21 protein-coding genes are annotated in these 22943 nt (G+C 63.2%); 6 read left to right on the forward strand and 15 right to left on the reverse strand.

Going from position 1 to position 22943, the window contains the following annotated elements; genetic code table 11:
* Positions 1-166: 166 nt before the first annotated feature.
* A complete protein-coding gene (locus tag RIA72_RS03860; protein WP_350031054.1) occupies positions 167-664 on the forward strand; it encodes a hypothetical protein in 498 nt (165 codons plus the stop codon).
* A 63-nt stretch (positions 665-727) separates the two neighbouring features.
* Here RIA72_RS03860 and RIA72_RS03865 read toward each other — a convergent pair whose 3' ends face one another.
* From RIA72_RS03865 to RIA72_RS03905, 9 genes are all read right to left on the reverse strand, one after another.
* Entirely contained in the window at positions 728-1459 is a 732-nt protein-coding gene (locus tag RIA72_RS03865) for a hypothetical protein (RefSeq protein WP_350031055.1), read from the reverse strand.
* A gap of 105 nt (positions 1460-1564) precedes the next feature.
* The gene (locus RIA72_RS03870) at positions 1565-2107 is read right to left on the reverse strand and encodes a DUF4440 domain-containing protein (protein WP_350031056.1); all 543 of its coding nucleotides are present in this window, start codon (positions 2105-2107) and stop codon (positions 1565-1567) included.
* A 341-nt stretch (positions 2108-2448) separates the two neighbouring features.
* Positions 2449-4026, reverse strand: a complete 1578-nt coding sequence (drt4, locus tag RIA72_RS03875) for an antiviral reverse transcriptase Drt4 (RefSeq protein ID WP_350031057.1) — start codon at positions 4024-4026, stop codon at positions 2449-2451.
* A 103-nt stretch (positions 4027-4129) separates the two neighbouring features.
* The gene (locus tag RIA72_RS03880; RefSeq protein ID WP_136173431.1) at positions 4130-4360 is read right to left on the reverse strand and encodes a hypothetical protein; all 231 of its coding nucleotides are present in this window, start codon (positions 4358-4360) and stop codon (positions 4130-4132) included.
* A gap of 122 nt (positions 4361-4482) precedes the next feature.
* A complete protein-coding gene (locus RIA72_RS03885) occupies positions 4483-5547 on the reverse strand; it encodes a ribonucleotide-diphosphate reductase subunit beta (protein WP_350031058.1) in 1065 nt (354 codons plus the stop codon).
* A 70-nt stretch (positions 5548-5617) separates the two neighbouring features.
* Complete coding sequence (locus RIA72_RS03890; protein WP_350031059.1) at positions 5618-5995, reverse strand: endonuclease domain-containing protein; 378 nt, start codon at positions 5993-5995, stop codon at positions 5618-5620.
* A 64-nt stretch (positions 5996-6059) separates the two neighbouring features.
* The gene (locus RIA72_RS03895; protein ID WP_350031060.1) at positions 6060-8003 is read right to left on the reverse strand and encodes a ribonucleoside-diphosphate reductase subunit alpha; all 1944 of its coding nucleotides are present in this window, start codon (positions 8001-8003) and stop codon (positions 6060-6062) included.
* A 787-nt stretch (positions 8004-8790) separates the two neighbouring features.
* Positions 8791-11082 carry an EAL domain-containing protein gene (locus tag RIA72_RS03900; protein WP_350031061.1) on the reverse strand — a complete coding sequence of 764 codons (2292 nt, stop codon included), beginning with the start codon at positions 11080-11082 and terminating at the stop codon, positions 8791-8793.
* 114 nt (positions 11083-11196) lie between these two features.
* Positions 11197-12939: an acyl-CoA dehydrogenase family protein gene (locus RIA72_RS03905; RefSeq protein WP_350031062.1), complete on the reverse strand. Its 1743-nt coding sequence runs from the start codon at positions 12937-12939 to the stop codon at positions 11197-11199.
* A gap of 53 nt (positions 12940-12992) precedes the next feature.
* On the opposite strand from RIA72_RS03905, the gene RIA72_RS03910 reads away from it, so the two are divergent.
* Positions 12993-13940 carry an L-threonylcarbamoyladenylate synthase gene (locus RIA72_RS03910; RefSeq protein WP_350031063.1) on the forward strand — a complete coding sequence of 316 codons (948 nt, stop codon included), beginning with the start codon at positions 12993-12995 and terminating at the stop codon, positions 13938-13940.
* A gap of 22 nt (positions 13941-13962) precedes the next feature.
* Here the strand turns inward: RIA72_RS03910 and RIA72_RS03915 are convergent, their stop codons facing one another.
* From RIA72_RS03915 to RIA72_RS03925, 3 genes are all read right to left on the reverse strand, one after another.
* Positions 13963-14862 (reverse strand): DMT family transporter, encoded by a 900-nt coding sequence (locus RIA72_RS03915; RefSeq protein ID WP_350031064.1) that lies wholly within the window; start codon positions 14860-14862, stop codon positions 13963-13965.
* Between the two features lie 225 nt (positions 14863-15087).
* A complete protein-coding gene (locus tag RIA72_RS03920) occupies positions 15088-15867 on the reverse strand; it encodes an SDR family NAD(P)-dependent oxidoreductase (RefSeq protein WP_350031065.1) in 780 nt (259 codons plus the stop codon).
* 10 nt (positions 15868-15877) lie between these two features.
* Positions 15878-16348: a thioredoxin family protein gene (locus tag RIA72_RS03925; RefSeq protein WP_350031066.1), complete on the reverse strand. Its 471-nt coding sequence runs from the start codon at positions 16346-16348 to the stop codon at positions 15878-15880.
* An 87-nt stretch (positions 16349-16435) separates the two neighbouring features.
* Between RIA72_RS03925 and RIA72_RS03930 the strand changes: the two genes are divergently transcribed.
* The 4 genes from RIA72_RS03930 (at position 16436) to RIA72_RS03945 (ending at position 20677) form a co-directional block, all read left to right on the forward strand.
* On the forward strand, positions 16436-17953 hold the full coding sequence (locus RIA72_RS03930) for an acyl-CoA carboxylase subunit beta (protein ID WP_350031067.1): 1518 nt from the start codon (positions 16436-16438) through the stop codon (positions 17951-17953).
* Between the two features lie 196 nt (positions 17954-18149).
* Positions 18150-19295, forward strand: a complete 1146-nt coding sequence (locus RIA72_RS03935; RefSeq protein WP_350031068.1) for an acyltransferase family protein — start codon at positions 18150-18152, stop codon at positions 19293-19295.
* Positions 19295-19492, forward strand: coding sequence for a hypothetical protein (locus RIA72_RS03940; RefSeq protein WP_350031069.1), 198 nt, complete (start codon positions 19295-19297; stop codon positions 19490-19492). The genes RIA72_RS03935 and RIA72_RS03940 overlap by 1 nt, the downstream gene beginning before the upstream one ends.
* A gap of 84 nt (positions 19493-19576) precedes the next feature.
* Entirely contained in the window at positions 19577-20677 is a 1101-nt protein-coding gene (locus RIA72_RS03945) for a S41 family peptidase (RefSeq protein WP_350031070.1), read from the forward strand.
* Between the two features lie 43 nt (positions 20678-20720).
* On the opposite strand, the gene RIA72_RS03950 is transcribed toward RIA72_RS03945, so the two are convergent.
* The 3 genes from RIA72_RS03950 to ispG are packed head-to-tail and all read right to left on the reverse strand — an operon-like array spanning position 20721 to position 22793.
* Positions 20721-21200: a GNAT family N-acetyltransferase gene (locus tag RIA72_RS03950; RefSeq protein WP_350031071.1), complete on the reverse strand. Its 480-nt coding sequence runs from the start codon at positions 21198-21200 to the stop codon at positions 20721-20723.
* A gap of 10 nt (positions 21201-21210) precedes the next feature.
* Positions 21211-21645 carry a nuclear transport factor 2 family protein gene (locus RIA72_RS03955; RefSeq protein WP_350031072.1) on the reverse strand — a complete coding sequence of 145 codons (435 nt, stop codon included), beginning with the start codon at positions 21643-21645 and terminating at the stop codon, positions 21211-21213.
* On the reverse strand, positions 21642-22793 hold the full coding sequence (ispG, locus tag RIA72_RS03960; protein WP_350031073.1) for a flavodoxin-dependent (E)-4-hydroxy-3-methylbut-2-enyl-diphosphate synthase: 1152 nt from the start codon (positions 22791-22793) through the stop codon (positions 21642-21644). Before ispG ends, RIA72_RS03955 begins: the two co-directional genes overlap by 4 nt.
* Between the last annotated feature and the right edge of the window lie 150 nt (positions 22794-22943).

Raw genomic sequence — 22943 nt, forward strand, 5'->3', positions numbered from 1 at the left:
CTCCTTTCAGCAGACAGCATAGCATGGCCGCGCGAGTCGGTGCCAACCGCCCGTCGCGGCCACGCCCCGCTTCGGACGGTTGCGCCCAAGTCAAAGCGCGGGACCGGCGCGACGCGGGGGTGTTGCGGGGTGGCGCGGGCGCGCGCGCGGCCCTATCTAGGCGGCGATGACGAACGGGGAGCGGACGATGGTGGTGGTCGGCCGGCTGCGCGCGGCGCCGCTGGTGGGGTGGCAATTTGCGTGTGCGGTGCTGCTTGGCGTGCTCGCGGCGCGGCTCGACTGGGGCGGCGACCCCGCGACCGCGATGTGGAACATGATGTTCGCGCAGCCGCTGGAGCTGATGGGCATCGCCGCGGTGCTGGGCGTGTGGGCCTATATGATCGGCCTGTGGCGGCGGCGGCACGATTACCTCCGCCACGACGGCGCGACGCTGTATCGCGGCGCGAGCGCGCGCTGGCCGCTGACGCTGGTGCGCGGCGTCGTGGTGGCGCGCGGCAATCTGGGGCTGCATTCGGTGCGGCTGGTCGTCGACGACGACAGCGAGGTCACGCGCGAACTCGCGAAGCTCTATATGCTGGACGATACGCCCGAGGCGGTGCGCGACGGGGTGATGTTCGCGGCCGCGCGCGTAGGCGGCCGGCTGGAGGCGGTGACGGTGCATTGAGGGGGGGCGCGGTCCAAAGGTCAGTAAAAGTCAGCCCAATGAACGGCGCGTTTCGGCCAAGAATCAGCGAAAGCCAGCCTCGTCGTCCGCCACGTCCTTTATCTTGTCGAGCCACGCGGGGACGGGGGGCGGGGCGACGGGGATCGCATGGGGATCGTCGCGGTCTTCGCGGTGCCAGGGCGGCAGTTCGCCATCGCACTGATCGGCGATGTCGAGCGCTATCGCGAGATCGCCCGGCGCCATCAGCGCCGCGGGCGCGGCGGGCGGCGCGGGGTGAAGCCGGAGCAGCGCCTCGGCGACGGGGGTGGGGGCGGGCGCGGGCGCCGCGCCGCACTCGCCGAACCGGTCGGGCGCATAGGCGCGCAGCAGGAACATCAGCAGCCGGTCGCTCTGGCGCAGGCGGCGACCCACGCGGCGCCCCTCGCGGTCGAACACCGGCTCGTCGCTGCCGACGAGCGCGCGCTCGAACGCGGCGTCGAGCAATTTTTTGGACGCCGCATCGATCGCGGCGGACCAGGCGCGGTCGAACGCCTCGGCGCCCGGCGAGCGGCGGAGGCGATAGGCGGAGGCTTCGGACATGCCGACGCGCTGCGCCGCGGTGATGACCGACCCGCAGTCGGCGAGCACCTCGATAAAGGCGCGCTGCTTGTCGGGCGACCAGCCGTCCTTGCGGCGTTTCTTGAGCACCGGCACCCAGTCGTAGGCGGCGGGATCATGCCCGTGCGCGTCGAGTGCGGTTTCGGGGGAAGGGGCGATGGCCGCGTCGGGCGCGGCGATGGGGGCGAAGTGGCTCATCCGCCAGCTTGGAACATAAAGCGAACGTGTAGGAAAGCCTTTTTTGGGGGGAGGCGCGCGAACCAGGATTTTGGGGTGCGGCGCGGGCGCGGGTCCGCTTCGCGGTCAGCGCGCGGAAGCGGGCGGATAGGGTGCGGCGCCGGCATGGTCGTAGCTGTAGCTTTGCGACAGGCGAAAGCGCGCTTCGGCGGGCATCCATTGCCACAGGTGCATATAATGCGCGCCGCCGACCATGTCCCAGCGCGCGTCGCGGGCATTCCATTCGAAAAAGACGTGCGCGCCCTCCTCCAGCGCGCCCCAGTCGCCCATCGCGCGGACGCGGTGCGATCCGGGGACGAGCAGGCGGCGGTTCCTGTACCCCGAATGGACGCCGCCGGGCTGGCGATTGGCGCAGTTCTTTGTGACACCGGCGACCATCGCGTCGCGGCTGGGCAGGGTAAGGCCGTCCTTGTCGTGGATCATGCGGAAATCGGGCGCGAGCAGGTCGGGGAGCGCCTTTGCGTCGCAGCCCTCGAACGCGGCCCAGAACAGGCGGGCGTCACTGGCCTCGATCCGCGCGGTGAGGGCTTCGCCGGTGGGCATGGGGGTGCCGGTGGCGGGCGGCGCGGCGCCGAGCGCGGCGGCGAGGAGGAGGGCGGTGAAGGGCATGGCGGGATTTCCTTACTGTATTGTTTGTATCATACAGTTAAGTATTCCTGAGGCAAGGCGTTTCCCTGATTGAGACGCCACCTGTTCGTCACCCCCGACTTGATTTGGGGTCCATGCAACGGCCGCAGAATGGATGCCGGCTCCCCCGGATCAAGTTCGGGATGACGAGTAACGGCCTTCGTCCAGGGATGACGGAGTTTAATCCAGACCGGATGCTTTCCCGGGCCTCGCCATGCCGGCCTTGATCCGGAGTCTTGGAAACTGCTGCCCCTGACAATACAATTTGGCGCATTGATGAAGGCTATGTGAGGGGAAAAAGGGTCGGCGGGAAATCTCTAAGTCTAATTTAAGACGCTGCAGAATTTCACCCCTTCAGCCTTCATTATGTCAAACCAAGGCTTATCTGCGCCACAGCTTTTTATAATTCCTGTTCTATACAATTCATACACGAGCAGCCACTGCGTGTGGCGCACGTAATCATCAGGTGATTTTAGCGCCTGAAGCGCCATTTTTCTGACCTTACCGATTTGTTGTTTCGTCCCATAGGCAGAAATCATTAGGCATGCCACGCATTCCCGGGTAGCGATAAGCTTGTCGACTGCATCGTCAGGTAATTGGCCACCGGATTCATGTATGAGATAAATTAACCAAACTATAGCGTCGCTCCTATTATATCTAATTGATTCATGAAGGAGCTTAACGAGATGGGATCCCAAATCATGCTTTGCGAATGAAGATTTTTTAGGAAGGAACCTGTAAAGGGTGGTGATAAGATTTGGAGCGAATTGGCTTAATCCAACAAGAGCTAAAAATGCAGTGATTTTTGAATTCTCATTCAATGTTCGACTAGAAAGAACTGAGGATGCATATTTGTAAGCGTTGAGATTTTCGTATCGCTTAGATATGTTTACAACTTGATCGATAAAAAATGAAACTTGGCTTGAAGATAATTCTTGCGAAAGAGAATTTGAAATTGATCGAAGATCGATCACCCAAGGTTCGTCATTTGCGAAGGGCAGAGAGGCTATTCCTGACTTTCTTGTGTTTAAGTACAATTTATAGGTTCCCAAGAACCTGGATATTGAAGCAATAAAACTTTCTGCTTCCTCAAGGGTATCGCAATAACATTTATAGTCATCTACATGGCGATAGAACTTAAAGTTACGAGATCTAAGCTTTTCATCTACTTTCCATAGTATAATTTCTGTAATTATATTTGAAGTTGCTGGACCAATAAGTACACCATTGGTTTCATTTCGTTTGGTCAATCGAAGATTTCTATCAAGGTCGTCGTACCACGCCGTTCCTTTGGAATTTTTTGCGTTCTTTACGCTATCAACGGCCCATCCTATGGAATGTGTATATATGCTTGGAAAGAAATTAGATATATCTGCTGTCGCTATATATCGAGCACTTCCCCGCCATTGAAGTGACTTCAACGTCTTCGTGAGCCAGGAGTCGTATTTCATTACTATTAATCGACCGTCTTTGTGGAATCGTGGCCGAATATAGCTATTTTTATTGTTAAAAATGTCAGGTATGTTTGCCCAGTTTTTTTCTAAAGATAGAACAAGACAGGCATATGCTAGAGGGTGTGGTATATGTGATGCGCGTAGTTGACCGTCTGATCGTGTCAAAAAATACTCAACTGCATCGAATCCGCTATTCTTTTTGGGAAGCAGCGGGGCAATTTTCCTGGCTACATCTAAAGTGAAAGTCGTTGATGCAAAAACTGGAGGTATTTCATCAGCATTTGGGCGCTGGCTTGGAAAATAGCTCTTTTGCAGAAGGCGTTCAGCTACAGTGTACGGGTTCGGCGTGTTCCCTACAGGCTGTTTAGCGGGCGTGCCAAAAAATGCATTTAGAGCCCAAGCCCAAGCCGCTTTTATCTTTATTGATGTTTGGCCTAAGATGCCCAAATTAGATCAACCACCTAGTCGCGATAATGCTTTCGCGACTCTATCTACTCAATAGCGCGGTTTGTGAAGCTTTAAGAGTCGGAACTAGGCAAATGTCCTCACCTCAAACCGAAAACCCGCCCGCATTGCGCCGGTTCGAGCTCGCCGCCAGCACCTTCTTGCCCGTCGGGGTCAGCGCCCATTTGGCGCCCTGTTTCACCACCAGCCCCAGCGTGACGAGTTCGTCGCGGATCGGGTCGGTGGGGAGTTGGGGGCGGCGGTTCGAGAGGCCTTCGAGGGTTGCGCGCTGCGGCTGGCTGAGGATCAGCAGTTTTTCTTTTTTCTTTTCGGTCATTTGGGCCTCGGGCTTCTCGTTTCGATCGTTGTTTCGGGCCGTGAGGCCCCACCCCGCTTCGCTAAGCCAGCGAGCTGGCAAGTTTCGCTGCCCCTCCCCTGAAGGGGAGGGGTTTAGATGCTTTATTCTGCGGCGATGCCGGCCTTGGCGAACATGTCTTCGCTGTCGTCGCCCGCTTCGCCGACCGCGGCGCCGTCGTCGTTGGCTTTCGCCTTCTTGCGGTTGTCGAAGCTCGTCCACACGCTGTTCCAGTCGCCGCGCGTTGCGCCCTTGCTATACTCGGTCGCGCGCGTTTCGAAGAAGTTGGCGTGCTCGACGCCGTTCAGCAGCGGGGCGAGCCAAGGGAGCGGGTGTTCGTCGATCATGTAGATCGGCTGGAACCCCAATTGCCCGAGGCGCCAGTCGGCGATGTAGCGGATGTAGCGCTTGATTTCCTTCGGCGTCATGCCGGGGACGGGGCCCTGTTCGAACGCGAGGTCGATGAATGCATCCTCGAGCCGCACCGTTTTCTGGCAGGTGTCGATAATATCTTCCTTCACCGCCTTGGTGAGGCAGCCGCGTTCCTTCACAAAGGTGTGGAACAGCTTGATGATGCCCTCGCAGTGCAGGCTTTCGTCGCGGATCGACCAGCTGACGATCTGGCCCATGCCCTTCATCTTGTTGAAGCGCGGGAAGTTCATCAGCATCGCGAAGCTGGCGAAGAGCTGCAAGCCTTCGGTAAAGCCGCCGAACATCGCGAGCGTGCGCGCAATATCCTCGTCGCTCTCGACCCCGAAGGTCCCCATATAGTCGTGCTTGGCGCGCATCTCGTCATATTCGAGAAACATGCCATATTCGCTTTCGGGCATGCCGATCGTGTCGAGCAAATGGCTGTACGCCGCGATATGCACGGTTTCCATGTTGCTGAACGCGGTCAGCATCATCTTGATCTCGGTCGGCTTGAACACGCGGCCATATTTTTCGTGGTAGCAATCCTGCACCTCGATATCGGCCTGGGTGAAGAAGCGGAAAATCTGCGTGAGCAGATTGCGTTCGTGGTCGCTGATCTTCTGCGCCCAGTCGCGGCAATCCTCGCCCAGCGGCACTTCCTCGGGCACCCAGTGGATCTGCTGCTGGCGCTTCCAGAAATCGAACGCCCAGGGATATTCAAAGGGCTTGTAGGTCTTGCGGGCTTCGAGAAGGGGCATCTGTCACTCCAGTCGCAGATTTCGATCCAAATTCCCTCTCCCCTTGTGGGAGAGGGAGGGGCCCAAGGCGTCAGCCTTGGGAGGGTGAGGGGGCGAGAGCGGCTTCGACCTGCGCCAGCACTCCCTCGATATTCGTCATCACATCGTCATTCCAAAACCGGATGACCCGGTAGCCTTCGCCATTGAGGAAGCGAGTGCGCGCTTCGTCATAGGCGACGGCCTCGCCATGTTGTCCGCCGTCGATCTCGATCACCAGCCGCGCGGCGTGCGATGCGAAATCGGCGAAATAGGGCCCGAGTGCCTGCTGGCGGCGAAACTTTGCGTGAGGGAAAGCCTCTCGCAAGGCGCGCCACATGCGCTTCTCGGCATCGGTGGCGTCGCGGCGGAGCTGGCGCGCTCGGTCGGTCGTCCACCAAGGAAGGTCGGCCTTGCGGCCTCTTCCCCTCACCCTCCCATCGCCGCTCACGCGGCGACGGGCCCCTCCCTCTCCCACAAGGGGAGAGGGGTCATATTTACTGACAAGCCAGGCACTCGTCATAGTCGGTGCTGCCCGCGAGTTCGAATTTTGCGGCTTCGGGGGTGTTGTCGGCCTCGACCCCGCCTGCGAAGCCGGCGCGCTGCACCGATTTCGAGCGGAGATAATAGAGCGACTTGATGCCGAGTTCCCACGCGCGGTAGTGGAGCATGAGCAGGTCCCATTTCTCGACGTCGGCGGGGATGAAGAGGTTCAGCGAGGCGGCCTGGTCGATATAGGGCGTGCGATCGGCGGCGAGTTCGAGCAGCCAGCGCTGGTCGATCTCGAAGCTCGTCTTGAACACATCCTTTTCGTCCTGCGTCAGAAAATCGAGATGCTGGACGCTGCCGCCGCGTTCGAGGATCGAGTTCCAGATCGCGTCCGAGTTCTTCGCCTTGTCGACGAGCAGCGCTTCCAGATGCGGGTTGCGGATCGAGAAGCTGCCCGACAGCGTCTTGTGCGTGTAGATGTTCGCCGGGATCGGCTCGATGCAGGCGCTCGTGCCGCCGCAGATGATGCTGATCGACGCGGTCGGCGCGATCGCCATCTTGCACGAAAAGCGCTCCATCACGCCCTGGTCGGCGGCGTCCGGGCAGGGGCCGCGCTCCTTGGCGAGCAGCATCGAGGCGGCGTCGACCTGTGCGCGGATATGCTTGAAGACGCGCAGGTTCGACGATTTCGCCATCGCGCCCTCGAACGGCAGGCCGCGCGCCTGCAGGAAGCTGTGGAAGCCCATCACGCCGAGGCCGACCGAGCGTTCGCGGCTGGCCGAATATTTGGCGCGCGCCATTTCGGGCGGGGCGCGGTCGATATAGTCCTGAAGGACGTTATCGAGCATGCGCATGACATCCTCGATGAAGCGCTTGTCGCCGTTCCACTCGTCCCAGGTTTCGAGGTTCAGCGACGAGAGGCAGCAGACCGCGGTGCGATCGTTGCCCAGATGGTCGCGGCCGGTCGGCAGCGTGATCTCGCTGCACAGGTTCGACGTCGTGACCTTGAGCCCCAGGTCGCGGTGATGCTTGGGCATCATGCGGTTCACCTGGTCGATGAAGATGATATAGGGCTCGCCGGTCGCGAGGCGCGTTTCGACGAGCTTCTGGAACAGCGTGCGCGCATCGACGGTGCCGCGGACGCTGCCGTCCTTCGGCGATTTGAGGTTGAATTCCTGCCCGTCGCGGACGGCCTCCATAAACTCGTCGGTGATGAGCACACCGTGGTGGAGATTGAGCGCCTTGCGGTTGAAATCGCCCGAGGGTTTGCGAACCTCCAGGAACTCCTCGATCTCGGGGTGCGAAATGTCGAGATAGCAGGCGGCCGAGCCGCGGCGGAGCGAGCCCTGGCTAATCGCGAGGGTGAGCGAGTCCATCACGCGGACGAAGGGGATGATGCCGCTGGTCTTGCCATTGAGGCCGACGGGCTCACCGATGCCGCGCACCGCGCCCCAATAGGTGCCGATGCCGCCGCCGCGGCTCGCGAGCCAGACATTCTCGTTCCACGTGCCGACGATGCCCTCGAGGCTGTCATCGACCGAGTTCAGATAGCAGCTGATCGGCAGGCCGCGGCCGGTGCCGCCGTTCGAGAGAACGGGGGTCGCGGGCATGAACCACAGGCGCGAAATATAGTCGTAGAGGCGCTGCGCGTGATCCTGATCGTCGGCATAGGCGTCGGCGACGCGCGCGAAGAGGTCCTGATAGGATTCGCCGGGGAGGAGATAGCGGTCCTGCAGCGTTTCCTTGCCGAAATCCGTGAGCAGCGCGTCGCGGCTCGCGTCGGTCACGATGGCAAAGCGGCGCGCGTGAACCTTGGGCTCGCTGCCGTCGTCGCGCTTCGCCGCGGACACCGCATCGTCTTTCGATTCGGTGACGGCCGGAGCGTCATTCTTCGCCAGTTCCATCGTCGCCACGTCGCTCGTCTCCACCCGTTCGCTTTCCCGAAAATCCATTGCATTCACCCCCGATCCGACCGCGCACAGGGTGCGCTTTGTTCCTGTCTTGTTCGACTCAGGGCGAAGCCCCGATCCTAGCATCTTTACCCGTCCGCGGGGGCATTTTTTTGGACGCAGTCAGGGTTTTTCCGGGCCCATGCGCGATGGGCGACGGAAATCCGCCACTTCCAGCCAAATACTATTTATTGGGGTGCCCCCGTGGTTGACCCACCACCTATAGTGCCACGTCGGCGCGACGATGCAAGACGGTAAATGACAGAATGGGGACTCGACTCGTCGATATTTTGATTCGTCTCGTCGACGGTCATGCCGGAGCAGCGGGCGGGACGCCAGCGTTTCTGCGGGGGACGGCCCGAAAGGGCGAATGGGTGCGAAGCGATGAAAATGAAGCGCGGCAGCGCGGTCGCCGGGCGTGGATGGTTTTTTGGCGGCCAGTGGCCGAAATCTGACGTTCGTTTCGTCGTCATCCCCGATCAAGTCCGGGATCATGAACATGGGGAATGGCAACTCACCGCCCCAAGCCGCGCTTCCCCAGCGAATCGTCCACGGCCTCGGCGTTCAAAAGAAAAGGGCCCCGGCAATGCCGAGGCCCTTATCCTAAATTCGTTCCTAATTAGGCCTGGCCGCCAGCACTGTCAGTGCCACCGCCGCCCAGGAAGCGCCAAAACCAACCCATGACAAATCTCCTGATAAGACTGCCCACGCAGAACAGTTAACAGGACGTATACCTTAATTAATAAGGTAAATCGAGTCTTAACTATAATGATTGCTGCCATTTTGGCGATTATGCGGTGCGGCTGTGCGGAGGGGGCGCCAGGGCTGCCATAAGATCGGAAAACAATTGCGGCTTTCCAAGGTGATAGCCCTGGCCGACGTCGCAGCCGAGGCTGGCGAGCAGCGCCATTGTTTCCGCATCTTCAATACCTTCGGCGACGGCAACGGCGCCCAGACGGTGGGCGAGATCGATCGTCGATTTGACGACTTCGCGGTTGCGCTGCGAATCGCGCATCGTCGAAACGAATCGCTTGTCGATCTTGATTTCGTCGGCTTCGATCTCGGTCAGATATTCGAGGTTCGACTGGCCCGTGCCATAATCGTCGATCGACAGACGGATGCCCGTGCGGCGCAACTGCGCCAGCGTCTGGCGCGCCTGGCGGCTGTTTTCGATCTGCGCGGTTTCGGTGATTTCGATCGTCAGCGTTTCGGGCGGCAGATGGTGCGCGGTCAGCATGACGCGGATCGTGCCGACAAGGTCGCCGTGGTCGAGCAGCGTCGCCGACAGGTTGACCGACATGTTGATATGTACGCCGCGTTCGCGAAGCTGCGCCGCCGAACGGATCGCCTGATCCATCACGAACAGCGTGAGGCGATAAATATCCTGGCTCTTTTCGGCCTGGATGATGAACTCGTCGGGCGGGATGGGGCCGCGCGTCGGGTGCGTCCAGCGCGCGAGTGCTTCGACGCCCACCAGTTGCCGCGTTGCAATTTGATATTGCGGCTGAAACGCGACCCAGATGTCCCCGCTGGTGAGCGCGTCTTCGAGCTGCGAGTGGAAAGAGAGCTGCCAGCCGGCGTCGTCCTTTTGCCGCGGTGTATATTTGGTCCACAGCGCGCGCGTGCGGATCGCGCGCTCGGCGGCGACGAGCGCGGCCGCGAGGCGCTGGGCATTTGATCCTTCGAACTCGTCGTTGACCCCGAAAGCGATCGCGACGTCGACGCGCAGATCGCCGATCGTCAGCGGCGCGTTGAACAGCGCGCCGAGCCCGGCCAATTGCCCCTCGATCTGACTATGCTGATAATAGGGGACCAGCCAGGCGAAGGTGCCGTCGAGGTCGTGGTGGAGGATGGTGCCTTGCGCTGCAAGCTGGAGGCGGCGCGTGACCTGTTCGACGAGCCTGCCGATGCCGTCGCCCGGAATGAAGGCTGCCAGATCCTCGAAATTCACGACTTTGGCGGCGATCACGGTGGCGCTGCCGAAAGGGGGCAACGAACGGAGCGCTTCGAAATTGGGAAGGCCTGAAACCGGATTTTCGCGCTGCGCCGAACTGCGTCGGCGCGTGCGCGAAACACTGGTAGCGATTATAGCAATAAAAAACAGCGCTGCCCCGATCCACGACGTTACCAGCATCGTACCAAGAACGACCTTTCCGCCGATCAGGAGAATGGTCGTGCCGACGACCATCGGCAGAAAGGCGCGTTGGAAACGAGGGAGAAGCGTCAATCCTGTCAAGGCGATCGTCACGAGCAGCGGTGGCAACCAGCCGATATCGACGGGATCGCCGCGCTTCAGTGTTTCCGCGGCGATAACATGAATGAAACCGCCGGGAATACGATCATGTCCCGGCAAATAGAAATAATCTTGAAAGCTCGGAGCCGTCGGTGCGAAGATGACATCCTTGCCCGCGAGATCGCTTGCGGCGACCTTGCCCGAGAGCACATCCGCAGCACTATACTCGGTGATGGTGCGCGTGTCGTAGCTCAGGTCTAGACGAAAACTCTTTGGTGTGGCGCTGCTTTTCCCTGCGATGATCGCGGCGAAAGTCGTCAACAATTGCCCTTCGGCGCGATAGGCGATCGGCGCGCGCCACACTTGCCAAAATTCACTCTCTACCGCGATGCTCGCAACGCGAACGTCCGGTCCGAACTTCGTGCTGGGGAAGGTGGTGACCTTGTCCTCGCGGCCGGGAACCTGCCGGGTCGAAACCGCCAGAACTATGCGGTCGCCCATATTCTTCACTGCATTGACGAAACGAGGGAAATCGTGATCATTTTCGCGCCGGTCGAAATAGAAGTCGATGAAAAGGCGCTTTGCGCCAGCCTTGTCCACGGCTTCGACGACATTCGCATATTGGGTCATCGTAAAGTTGCGGTTGGGCGATTGCGCCATTGTGCGCTCGTCAAGCGCTACGATTACCACTTCTCCGCTGACCGGACGGGATGCAAGACGCCCTACCACAGCGTCCAGAACCCGATCCGCCACTTCGCCGGCGGCGGTGATGCCGACAGCGAAAGCGATCAACAGCGACAGGCCTATGCTGCGCCAGCTGATGATCAGACTCTTCACCGGGATGGGCACGCACGTCTCCAGCAATTGCCGGTCGCGTTTAGTCTCAGTTGGTTATCATCGCGTTAATTATGAACAAAATCCTGCGCTGCCCGCTGATGCGGAAAGCGCAGGATTTCGCGCAATTCAGGCGATTGCCGGCAGGGGTTCGAGCGCGGCGTCGCCTGCCAGCGCCGCGGGAGCGAGGCCGGTCGCGGCGGGGACAATCTGTTCAAGATAAAAGCGCGTCGAGGTAATCTTCGCGTCGAAAAAGGCACGATCGCCCTGACCGGCTTCGATCGCGGCGCGCGCGGCGCGGTGCTCGATGGCCATCAGCCAGCCGCAGGTCGCGGTCGCCAGCATGGTGAGATAAGGATAGCTGCCCGCGAGCCGGTCGGCCGTATTGGCGCCGACCATCCAGTCGGTGACGGCGCGGCAGGCATCGACGAGCTGCTGCAATTCGGGAAATTCGCCGGCGCCGCGGGCGATGTCGTCGATCAGCGCGCGGACGAGGTCGCCGCCCGCCATGCCGAGCTTGCGACCCACCAGATCGGCGGCCTGGATGCCGTTCGTCCCTTCGTAGATCGGCGCGATGCGCGCATCGCGATAATGCTGTGCGGCGCCGGTTTCTTCGATAAAGCCCATGCCGCCGTGCACCTGGACGCCAAGGCTCGCGACTTCGCAGCCGATGTCGGTCGCGTGCGCCTTGACGAGCGGGATCAGAACTTCGGCGCGCATCGCGGCGGCTTCGTCGCCCAATTTGCCGAAGTCGATCTGCGCTGCGGCATAATAGGTCAGCGCGCGGGCGGCTTCGGTCTGCGCGCGCATCCGCCAGAGCATCCTTTTGACGTCGGGGTGGCGGTCGATCGTTACCGGCGTGCGGTCCGCGCTGCCCGCGAGCGAGGACTGGACGCGCTCGGCGGCGTAGCGCTGCGCCTGCTGCGTCGCGCGCTCGGCGATCTGGACGCCCTGGCACCCGACCATCAGCCGCGCATTGTTCATCATCACGAACATTGCGCGCATTCCGCCCATTTCCTCGCCGACGATCTCGCCCAGGCAATGCTCGTCCTCGCCATAGACCATCACCGCGGTCGGCGAGCCGTGGATGCCGAGCTTGTGCTCGATCGAGGCGCAGTGGACGCCGTTGCTGATCGTCGGATTGCCATCGGAATCAAGGCGGTATTTGGGGACGAGGAAGAGCGAGATGCCGCGCGTTCCTTCGCTTGCGCCGGGCGTGCGCGCGAGGACGAGGTGAACGATATTGTCGGTAAGATCATGCTCGCCGAAGGTGATGAAGATCTTTTGCCCCTTGATCCTGTAAAGTCCCGCGTTCGGGCCTTCGGTCACTTTTTCCGCGGTGGTGCGCAGCGCCCCAACGTCGCTTCCCGCGGCGGGCTCGGTCAGGTTCATCGTCCCGTTCCATTCGCCCGTCACAAGCTTCGGCAGCCAGGTCTGGCGCTGTTCCTCGGTGCCATAGGCCATCAGCGCGTGGATCGCGCCGGGGGTGAGGATGTTGCAGAGGGTGAAGCCCATGTCAGCGCTGCCCAGCGCCTCGATCACCACGGTCGCGAGTGTGAAGGGCAGATCCTGTCCGCCATAGGCGCCGGGGCCGTCGATACTACCCCAGCCCGCCGCGACAAATTGCTGATAGGCTTCCCGAAAGCCGGGTGGCATGGTGACCTTGCCATTGTCCCATTTGGGGTTCTGGACATCGCCGACGCGGTTGAGCGGCGCATAGACCTCGGCGGCAAAGTCACCGATTCCGGTAACGATGGCCTCGACCATGTCGGGCGTGGCGGCGGCGAAACGGTCGTGCTCTGCCATCGCGTCGACGCGCGCGATATGGTCGAGGACGAAAAGCTGTTCGGTCGTTGGCGGCGTGTAAGACATAGGTGATGCCGACTTTCCTGGTGAATCTCGTTGCGCGGGCGCTATAGCGCGGCATGGCCGAAGGCTCAAAGTCCACTATTGTTCGCCCCTTCGATAGCGTTTCTATCGCCGAGGCCGCGGCGCTGATCGCGGGGGGGCAGCCCGTCGCGGTGCCGACCGAGACGGTTTACGGCCTGGCCGCCGATGCGCGAAGCGCGCAGGCGGTCGCGCGAATCTATGCCGCGAAGGGGCGGCCCGATTTCAATCCGCTGATCGTGCATGTGCCGACGCTCGCCATCGCCGAGACGCTGGGGGCGTTCGGCACCGTCGAGCGCGCGCTCGCGACGCGCTTCTGGCCGGGACCGCTGACGCTGGTGGTGCCGCGGACGCCGGCCTGCCCGGTCGCCAGCGTCGCGACCGCGGGCCTCGACACGATTGCGCTCCGCGTACCGGGACACCGTGCGATGCAGGCCTTGCTGGTGGAAAGCGGCGCCCCGCTGGCGGCGCCCAGCGCCAATGCCAGCGGAGGGGTGAGCCCGACGAAGGCGCAGCATGTGCTCGCGAGTCTCGACGGGCGGATCGCGCTGGTGATCGACGACGGGCCGACGCGCGCGGGGGTCGAATCGACGATCGCGCGGGTGAAGGACGGCGCGGTCGAGATATTGCGGCCGGGGCCCGTGACCGCGGCGATGCTGGGCGAGGCGAGTGGCCTGCCGGTGACAGGCGTAGAGGGTGCGGAGATTGTCGCGCCGGGGATGCTCGCGAGCCATTATGCGCCGGGCAAGCCGGTGCGGCTGGGGGCGACGGATTTTGCCGACGACGAGTTTGGTATCGGGTTCGGCGGGGTTGGGGGCGACTATGATTTGAGCGCGGCGGGCGACCTGACCGAAGCGGCAGCGCGCCTGTTCGATGCGTTGCACGCGGGCGCGGCGAGCGTGAAGGCCAGGATTGCGGTGGCGGCCATCCCTGCCGAGGGGTTGGGCGCTGCAATCAACGATCGACTTTCGCGCGCGGCGGTGTGATCTTTTTCGTGCGAACCGCTTGCTAAGCCGCTGCCGGCTCCACCGGATCGCCGTGCGGCGCCTTGCGCGCGACGATCAGGCAGGCGGCGACGATGAGGAAAGCGCCCGCCAGCGTCGGGAGCGTGACCGCTTCGTCGAAGAAATACCATCCGAACAGCATCGCCCAGAGGAAGCCGGTATATTCGGTGGTCGCGAGGATCTGCGTCTCGGCGCGGGCATAGGCCCAACTGAGCAGCAGCAGCGAGGTTGTCGCGAGCACCGCGGCGCCGACGATGTTCGGCGCCTGTGCGGCGTCGGGCACGGCGAGAAACCAGGGCGCGCCGAGCGCGAGGAGCGCGGCGACAAAGAAATTCTGGAAAAAGGCGATCTCCATCGGCTCGGCCATTTTTGCCTGCCGCCGCGCGAGGATGAGGTTGTAGGCATAGAAGACCGCCGAGAGGAACACCGCGCCGACCGCCAGCAATGCCTCGTCGCTGTAATTGCCGCGTAATTTGCCCGCGACGATGACGATCACGCCAAGCAGGCCCAGAAGCGAGGCGGCGATCGAGCGTGGACCGATCTTCTCGCCCAGGAAAACCGCGGCCATGTAAAGCGCCATCAGCGGCGCGACGAAGGCGAGCGCGATCGCCTCGGCCATCGGCAGCCGCGCGAGCGCCCAGAAGAAACAGAGCGCCATCCCTGCGACAAAGACCGATCGCCATGCGTGAATGGTCATTGTTGCCCGGCCAGGCCATTTCGGACGGCTCGCGAAATAGAGGAGCCCGCTGAGCAGCGTACCGGCGCCGGTGCGCCAGAGCACGGCGTTATAGGCGCCGATGTCGATCGACAGCCCCTTCATCAGCACATCCATCGCCGAAAAGGTCGCAATGCCCGCGCAGGCGATCAGAAAGGGGAGGACGGGGGAAGGCGAATCGGGGCGCATGGATGGGGCTGTAGCGAAGATTGGCGTTTTGATCGCGCTTTGCGTCGGGATGACGTCGTGTTGAGCGGGACGGCGGTTTTGGGGTGGTTTCCCGACCTTCCTTTATCCGTCATCCCGGCCTTCGCCGGGATGACGATAGAGTTTAGGGCAACTTCCGGTCGAAGCCGGTCATTCGGCGCAATCGGCAGAAATGGCAGCGTCTGCGCGACACACGCCCGCTTCGGTTTACCGAAACGTCGCCTGCCCCGCACCGTCGATGTTGAGTTTCTGGCCCGAGCAATAAGAGTTCGCGTCGCTGACGAACCACACCACGGCCGCCGCCACATCGGCTGGGACGGCAACGCGGCCGAAGGGCATTTTGGTGTCGAGATGGTGGATGTCGGCTTGGCCCGTGATCGCGCGCGAGAGTTTTTCGCCCATGTCGCTGACGGTGAGCGCGGGGGCGACGATGTTGACGCGGACGCCGTTCGCCAGTTCTTCCTTCGCGAGCGTCAGCGCCAAGGCCTCCCCGGCCGCCTTCGCCATCGTATAGGGCGCGCCGTTTGGCGAGTTCACATAGGTCGCGATGCTGGAGATCACGATGATGTCGCTGCGCTGGTGACGGCGAAGCTGCGGCAGCGCGAGGCGGCTGAGGCGGTGCGGGCCGGCGGCGTGGACGGCGAAGAGCTTGTCGACCTCTTCGGGGCTGGTGTCGGCGACCGACAGCCCGCGGCTCGCGATGCCGGCGTTGTTGACGAGGATCGACATGGGGCCGAAATCCGCCTCGACCGCGGCGACCATCGCGGTGCAGGCCGCCTCGTCGGTGACGGACGCCTGATAGGCCTTCGCCTTGCGGCCGAGCGCCTGGATGGCGGCGACGGTTTCGGCGGCGGCATCTTCGCCGCGCGTATAATTGACCGCGACGTCGGCGCCGGCTTCGGCGAGCCCGATCGCGATGCCGCGGCCGATCCCGCGCGAGGCGCCGGTGACGAGCGCGACGCGCCCCGCGAGGTTCATGTCGGCCATGTCTCTCTCCCTATTGCATCAGTTCGTTATAGATTTCGTCGTCGCTGCGGCTCGCGGCGTTGCGCCATTTGGGGGCGGACTTGCGGTTGCGAACGGTGCCGCGCGCATCGAGGATCGCGACCGTCGGCGTGCCCTTGATCCTGAAGCGAAAGCGTTTGGGAACGTCGGGGTTACGCCCCTGGCCCTTCACATGCGGCATGCCGATGTCGGCAAAGACGATCTCGTAGCGCGCGCGGACGGGGGCGAAGCGGTCGGTCGTGAGCAGGTTCGCGAGCCACGCGCTGTCGCGGCAGGCGCCGGTGCCCATGATGAGCAGCACGGGCTTGCCCGACGCCCCGGCCTGCGCCAGCGCGGCGTCGATCGCCGGCATCGGGTCGGCGATGAAGGCGTCGGTCTTGTAGGGATCCTCAACGCCGGGGAGGGGGCGTGTTTCGGCGGCGGTGACGGGCGCGGACGTCAGCAGCGCGGTGGCGAGGGCCAAAGGGAGAGTTGGGGCGATCGAACGGATCATACGCCGACGATAGGTTTTGCATGACGTTTCCGTCAACGTAAGATAGCCTCGCTTCCCATGAGCTGGAAAAAAGAGATTGAAGAACTCGGACAGCGCCGCGCGATGGCCGAGAAGATGGGCGGCGAAGAGAAGGTCGCGCGCCAGCACGGCCGCGGCAAAATGGATGCGCGGGCCAGGCTCGCGGCGATCGTCGACGAAGGCAGCTTTCGCGAGATCGGCAAGATCGCCGGGCGCGGGCGCTATGGGGCCGATGGCGAGCTGGAAGATCTCGCCGCGAGCAATTTCATTTTCGGGCGCGCGAATGTGGGCGGGCGCCCGGTCGTCGCCTCGGCCGATGATTTCACCGTGCGCGGCGGCGCGGCCGATGCAGCGCTGCACCGCAAATTCATCCAGTGCGAGGCGATGGCGCATGAATATCGCCTGCCGCTCATTCGCATGATCGACGGCACCGGCGGCGGCGGGTCGGTGAAGACGCTGGAGGATATGGGCTATACCTATATCCCGCATGTCCCCGGCTGGGACCAGATTATCGCCAACCTCGACACGGTGCCGGTCGTCGCGCTGGCCTTGGGGCCGACCGCGGGGCTGGGCGCGGCGCGGGTCGTTGCGAGCCATTACAGCGTGATGGTGCGCGGGCTGTCGCAGCTGTTCGCGGCGGGGCCGGCGGTCGCGGCGGCGATCGGCGATACATTGGACCGCGAGGAGCTGGGCGGCAGCGACGTGCATACGCGCAACGGCGTCGTCGATGATGAGGTGGGATCAGAGGCGGAGGCTTTTGCGGCGGCGCGGCGCTTCCTCTCCTATTTGCCGTCGTCGATCCATGACCGGGCTGAGCGTATGCCGTGCAGCGATCCGGTCGATCGCCGTGACGAGGCGCTGCTGTCGATAGTCCCGCGCGAGGCGAAGCAGGTTTATTCGATGCGGCGCATCGCGAATGCGGTGTTCGATTCCGGCAGCTTTTTCGAGATGGGCGCGCGCTGGGGCCGCGCGGTAATTACCGCCTTTGCGCGACTGGACGGCTATCCGGTCGCTGTGCTCGCCAGCGATCCGTCGTACCTTGGCGGATCGTGGGACGCGAAGACGAGCGAGAAGGCCGAACGCTTCGTGAAGCTCGCCGATCAATTCCGCCTCCCGATCGTCCATCTGGTCGACAATCCGGGCTTTATGATCGGCGGCGAAGCCGAGCGGACAGGGACGATCCGCTATGGCGTGCAGGCGATGAACGCGATCTATCGCGCGACCGTGCCGCTCGCGTCGGTCGTCGTGCGGCGTGCCTACGGGATTGCGGGCAGCGCGATGTCGAACGCCGAGCGTTTTCAGTATCGCTTCGCCTGGCCGTCGGGCGACTGGGGCAGCCTGCCGATCGAGGGCGGGGTCGAGGTCGCCTATAAAAGCGAGCTGGAGGCGGCGGAGGACCCGGCGGCGCATCTGGAGGCGATCAGGGCGCGATTGAACCGGGTGCGTTCGCCGTTCCGGACGGCGGAGAAATTCGGGGTCGAGGATATTATCGACCCGCGCGATACGCGGCCCTTGCTGTGCGAGTTCGCCGAGCTGGCGTGGCGGGTTCTGAATTAACCGTCCGTCATCCCGGCGCGGGCCGGGATCTCGCCGTGGCGGTCCGTTGAGAGGTCGAGATTCCGGCCTGCGCCGGGATGACGGATGCCTGGAGGGAATGATTTCGTCACTGCGAGCGAAGCGAAGCAATCCCGGGTTGCGTAAACCGCTCTGGATTGCTTCGTTTCGCTCCCAACGACGGAAGGGGTAGGGGTTGATGACCGGCGCGCGCCATTACGGCATGGACTGGCTGCGCATCGGCGCGTTCGCGCTGCTCATCCTCTATCATATCGGCATGTATTTCGTGCCGTGGGGCTGGCATGTGAAGATTGACCCGGTGATCGACTGGGTTGCAATCCCGATGTACGCGACCAACGGCTGGCGGCTGCCACTGCTTTTCCTGGTGTCAGGCTATGCCAGCGCGGCGCTGGTTGCGAAGCTTGGCGGGCCGGGGGCGTTCGCCCGCTCGCGGAGCGCGCGACTGCTGATCCCGCTCGCCTTCGGGATCGTCTTCGTCATCCCGCCGCAGCCGTGGATCGAACTGGTCGAGCAACATGGCTATGGCGGCGATTTCCTCGCGTTCTGGGCGACCGACTATTTTCGGTTCGGCACGCTCGACGGGATCGTGCTGCCGACGTGGCAGCATCTGTGGTTCGTCGTTTACCTCTGGGCCTATACGATGCTCGCCGCGCTGTTGATGCTGCTGGTGCCCGATGGCGCGCGGTCGCGCATCGCCGACGGCGCGGCGCGATGGCTGCGCGGTTGGGGGCTGCTCCTTCTGCCGATTGCCGCCTGGCTTGCGATCCATGCTGCCTTTCCCGGCCACCGCGATACGCATGCGCTGTTCGACGATGGACCGGCGCATCTTCGCTATCTGGTCGCCTTTGGGGTCGGGTGGCTGCTGCGCGTCCGGTCCATCCTGTTTGCAGCGGTCGCGCGGTGCTGGAAGGCGGCGGCGGTGCTCGCGCTCGTCGCTTTCGTGCCGGTGGCCTGGGTCGAATGGACGTGGCCGGGCGACATGCGCGCGCCCGACAGTGCGGTGCTGCTGTTCCATCTGGCGCGGCAGGTACAGGGCTGGGCGGCGATCGTCGCGCTGATCGGCGTGGCCGATCGTTATTGGAACCGCGACCATCGCTGGCGCGCGACGCTCGCCGAGGCGGTCTTTCCCTTTTACATCATCCACCAGACGATCATCGTCGTTGCGGGCTGGTATCTGCTGCGCGCCGGGGTCGCGGCCTTGCCAAGCTTTGCGGTGCTGGTCGCGGCGACCGCGCTGGGATGCTGGCTTTTCTATGCGATCGGGCGCAGCATCGGCTGGCTGCGGCCGCTGATCGGATTGCAGCGACAGCAGGGGAAAGGATGATGGCCGCTGTGAAAGGGATGATGGCGATTATCGGCGTCGCGTGCCTGATGATAGGGGGCCTGTGGATATTGCAGGGGTTGGATATTGTGCGCTGGCCGGCGAGCAGTTTCATGCTTGGGGACCTGGTTTGGACGCGCAACGGCGCGATCCTGGCGGCGGTGGGCGCGGCGCTGATCTGGTTTGCGCGCAAGCGCTGAGCGATGTCTGACTACAAATGTAGTTGATCTGTATTGTTCATGTGATACAGTTGATCCGGCCGGGGTTGGTTGGAGAAGATGTCGATGATTCGCCCTTATCATTTGATGCCGCTGTTGCTGGCTGTCGCCGCGGCCGGGCCGATGCCGACCGGGGCTACGCAGGCGCAGCCCGTCCCTGAAACGGCCGCGGCCACGCCCGACGCGATTGCCGAAGCCTATGCCGCGCTGTTGGAGCGCGATTATGTCTATCCCGACATCGGGCGCCGTTATGCGGAGGCGCTGCGCGCGGGCATCAAGGCGGGGCGTTACCAGGCGCTGGCCGGGGAGGATTTGGCGGAGGCACTGACCGCGGATGTCAATGCCGTATCGCCCGATGGTCATTTGCGGGTTCGCCCGCCCGAAGCCGCACCGCGCGCCGATGCCCCGGCATCGAACCGCCCGCCGCGCAAGGAACCGGTCGAACAGGCGGGCTGGATCGCGCCGGGGATCGCCTTTGTCCGCTTCAACGTCTTTCCGATGGACGCCGATGTCACCGCAGCTGCGGCCAAGTTCATGACCGATCATGCCGATGCCAAGGCGATCATCTTTGACATTCGCACGCACAATGGCGGCGGGCTCGACCAGATGGACGTCATCTTTCCGTGGCTGTTCGCCAAACCCACGCGGCTGGTGACGATGGCGACGCGCGCGTCGGTCGATGCGCAGGGCGGATCGCCGATCGACGGCCTCGCCTCGATGCGCAAGGTCGCGGGCGACCCCGGCATGGTAACGCGCGAACATTGGGCGACGCCCAACGCCGACACGCGGCTCCGCGACGCCAAAATCTATGTGCTGACGTCGGGCGCAACGGCTTCGGCGGCCGAGCATTTTTCGCTCGCGATGAAGCACACCGGGCGCGGGGTGCTGGTGGGCGACCCGACCGCGGGCGCCAATCATTTCGGCGGAGGGCAGGATCTGGGGGGCGGCTTTGGCGCCTTCATTCCGGTCGGCCGCACCTATGATCCGGTGACGGGCAAGGATTGGGAAGGCGACGGGGTGCAGCCCGACATTGCGGTGCCGCCGGCCGGGGCGCTCGAACGCGCGCTGGTCGAGCTGGGGGTCGAGGCGGGGGAAGCGAAGCGGCTGGGCGATGCGCATATGCCAAGCTGGCCGATGGAGCGCCGGAAGCCGCGGGGTGTGGGTTAGCCCCCTATGGGCATCCCGGCCTTCGCGGGGATGACACGGATGGCTAGGACGCAGCGAGGCTGGTGAGCGCGTCGCCGTCGACGCGCATGACGGTCCATTCGTCCATCATCCGCGCGCCGAGGCTCTTGTAAAAGCCGATGCTCGGTTCGTTCCAGTCGAGCACCCACCATTCGAGGCGCGCGCAATCGCGTTCGACGCACAGCTTCGCAAGATGCGCGAGCAGCGCCTTGCCGAGCCCCGAGCCGCGCGCTTCGGGCCGCACGAACAGATCTTCAAGATAGATTCCGGGGCGCCCCTCGAAGGTCGAGAAATTGTGGAAAAAGAGCGCGAAGCCTTGTGGGCTCCCGTCAATCTCGCCGATCACGACTTCGGCATAGGGACGCGGACCGAACAGCTTTTCGCCGAGCTTCGCCTCGTCGAAACGGACCTCGTGCGACAGCTTTTCATAGGCGGCGAGGTCGCGGATGAACGCGGCGATAAGCGGGAGATCGGTGGGCGCGGCGGGGCGGATGGAGAGAGTCATGGGTCTCGATTCAGAAGCGAGAGAGTGGATTGGGCGCATCGACAGGGGGCGGGGATATGACATCCCAATGCTCGCGGATCAGGCATCCCTCAACCCGGAAAAAGTCGGCGATCGCATAAGCGGGCGCGCCGTCCGCGGCGGTAAAGCGCGCGTGAACCGCGACCAGTTCGCCATCGCCGGCAACCCGAAGAATTTCCCAACGCGCATCGGGCAGGTCCGCGACCAGCGTTTCAAGGAAGGCGATGGCGCCTTCGCGATTAGCGGTCGCGATGTCGGGCTTATGCTCAACGAAATCGGCGGACACGAAGCGCTCGAACGCCGGGCGGACCTGCTTTTCGACAAGCCCCAGCGTATAGAAGCTTTGGACGAGCCTGTCGGGCTCGCAAGCCGGTACCGCTGGCGTCGCGGCCATTAGTCCCAGCAGGGCCACTATCGATGTCGTCACGCCGCCTTGCCGTGGAGCTTGTCCATGCTCACCGCGCTGCCTGCCTCGATCTCCGCCGCCTTGGCTTCGACGAGCTTTACGATGTGCTGGATCATGTCGGCATCCTCGACATGGTGGTCGGTGACGCCCGAAAGATAGACCATATGCTTGCCGTTGCCGCCGCCGGTGATGCCGATGTCGGTTTCGCGCGCTTCGCCGGGGCCGTTGACGACGCAGCCCAATACCGAGAGCGACATGGGCGTCTTGATGTGCTGAAGCGCGTCCTCGAGCTTTTGCACCGTGCGGATCACGTCGAAACCCTGGCGCGCGCAGCTGGGGCAGCTGACGACGCGGACGCCGCGCGTGCGCAGGCCCAGCGATTTCAGGATTTCGTATCCGACGCGCACTTCCTCTTCGGGCTCGGCCGACAGGCTGACGCGAATCGTATCGCCGATCCCCGCCCAGAGGAGGTTGCCGATTCCGAGCGCCGACTTGACCGTGCCGCCGATCAGCCCGCCCGCTTCGGTGATGCCGAGGTGCAGCGGACAGTCGACCGCTTCGGCGAGTTGCGCATAGGCGGCGACGGCAAGGAAGACGTCGCTCGCCTTCACCGCGACCTTATAGTCGTGAAAATCATGGTCCTGTAAAAGCTTGATATGGTCGAGCGCGCTTTCGACGAGCGCTTCGGGGCAGGGTTCGCCATATTTTTCGAGCAGGTCTTTTTCGAGACTGCCCGCGTTGACGCCGATGCGGATCGCGCAGCCGTTCGCCTTGGCGGCGCGGACAACCTCGCCGACGCGCTCGCTGCTGCCGATATTGCCGGGGTTGATACGCAGGCAGGCGGCGCCGGCGTCGGCGGCTTCCAGCGCGCGCTTATAATGGAAATGAATGTCGGCGATGATCGGGATACGCGCGGCGCGGACAATTTTGCCAAGCGCTGCGGTGCTGTCGGTATCGGGGCACGACACGCGAATGAGGTCGGCGCCCGCTTCCTCGCAGCGGCGGATCTGGTCGATCGTCGCGACGGCATCGCTGGTCGGCGTGTTGGTCATCGTCTGCACCGTGATCGGCGCGCCGCCGCCGACGGGGACATCGCCGACCATGATCTGCCGGCTTGTCCGCCGTGCGATGTCGCGCCAGGGGCGCAGGCCGGGATTGTGATCGCTCATGGTTACAGGCTCGATTGCAGGAGAGGCTGGCCGTTCTTTAGCCGCCCGGCGGCGGCTTGGCAAAGGCAAGCGGGGGGCGGGCACGCTGTTGCGCGAAAGTCACACTCTGCCACGGATTTGGCGAACGGCGCAATTTTTGTTTGTGCATCG

It is taken from the genome of Sphingopyxis sp., from assembly GCF_040216815.1.
Lineage (GTDB): Bacteria > Pseudomonadota > Alphaproteobacteria > Sphingomonadales > Sphingomonadaceae > Sphingopyxis.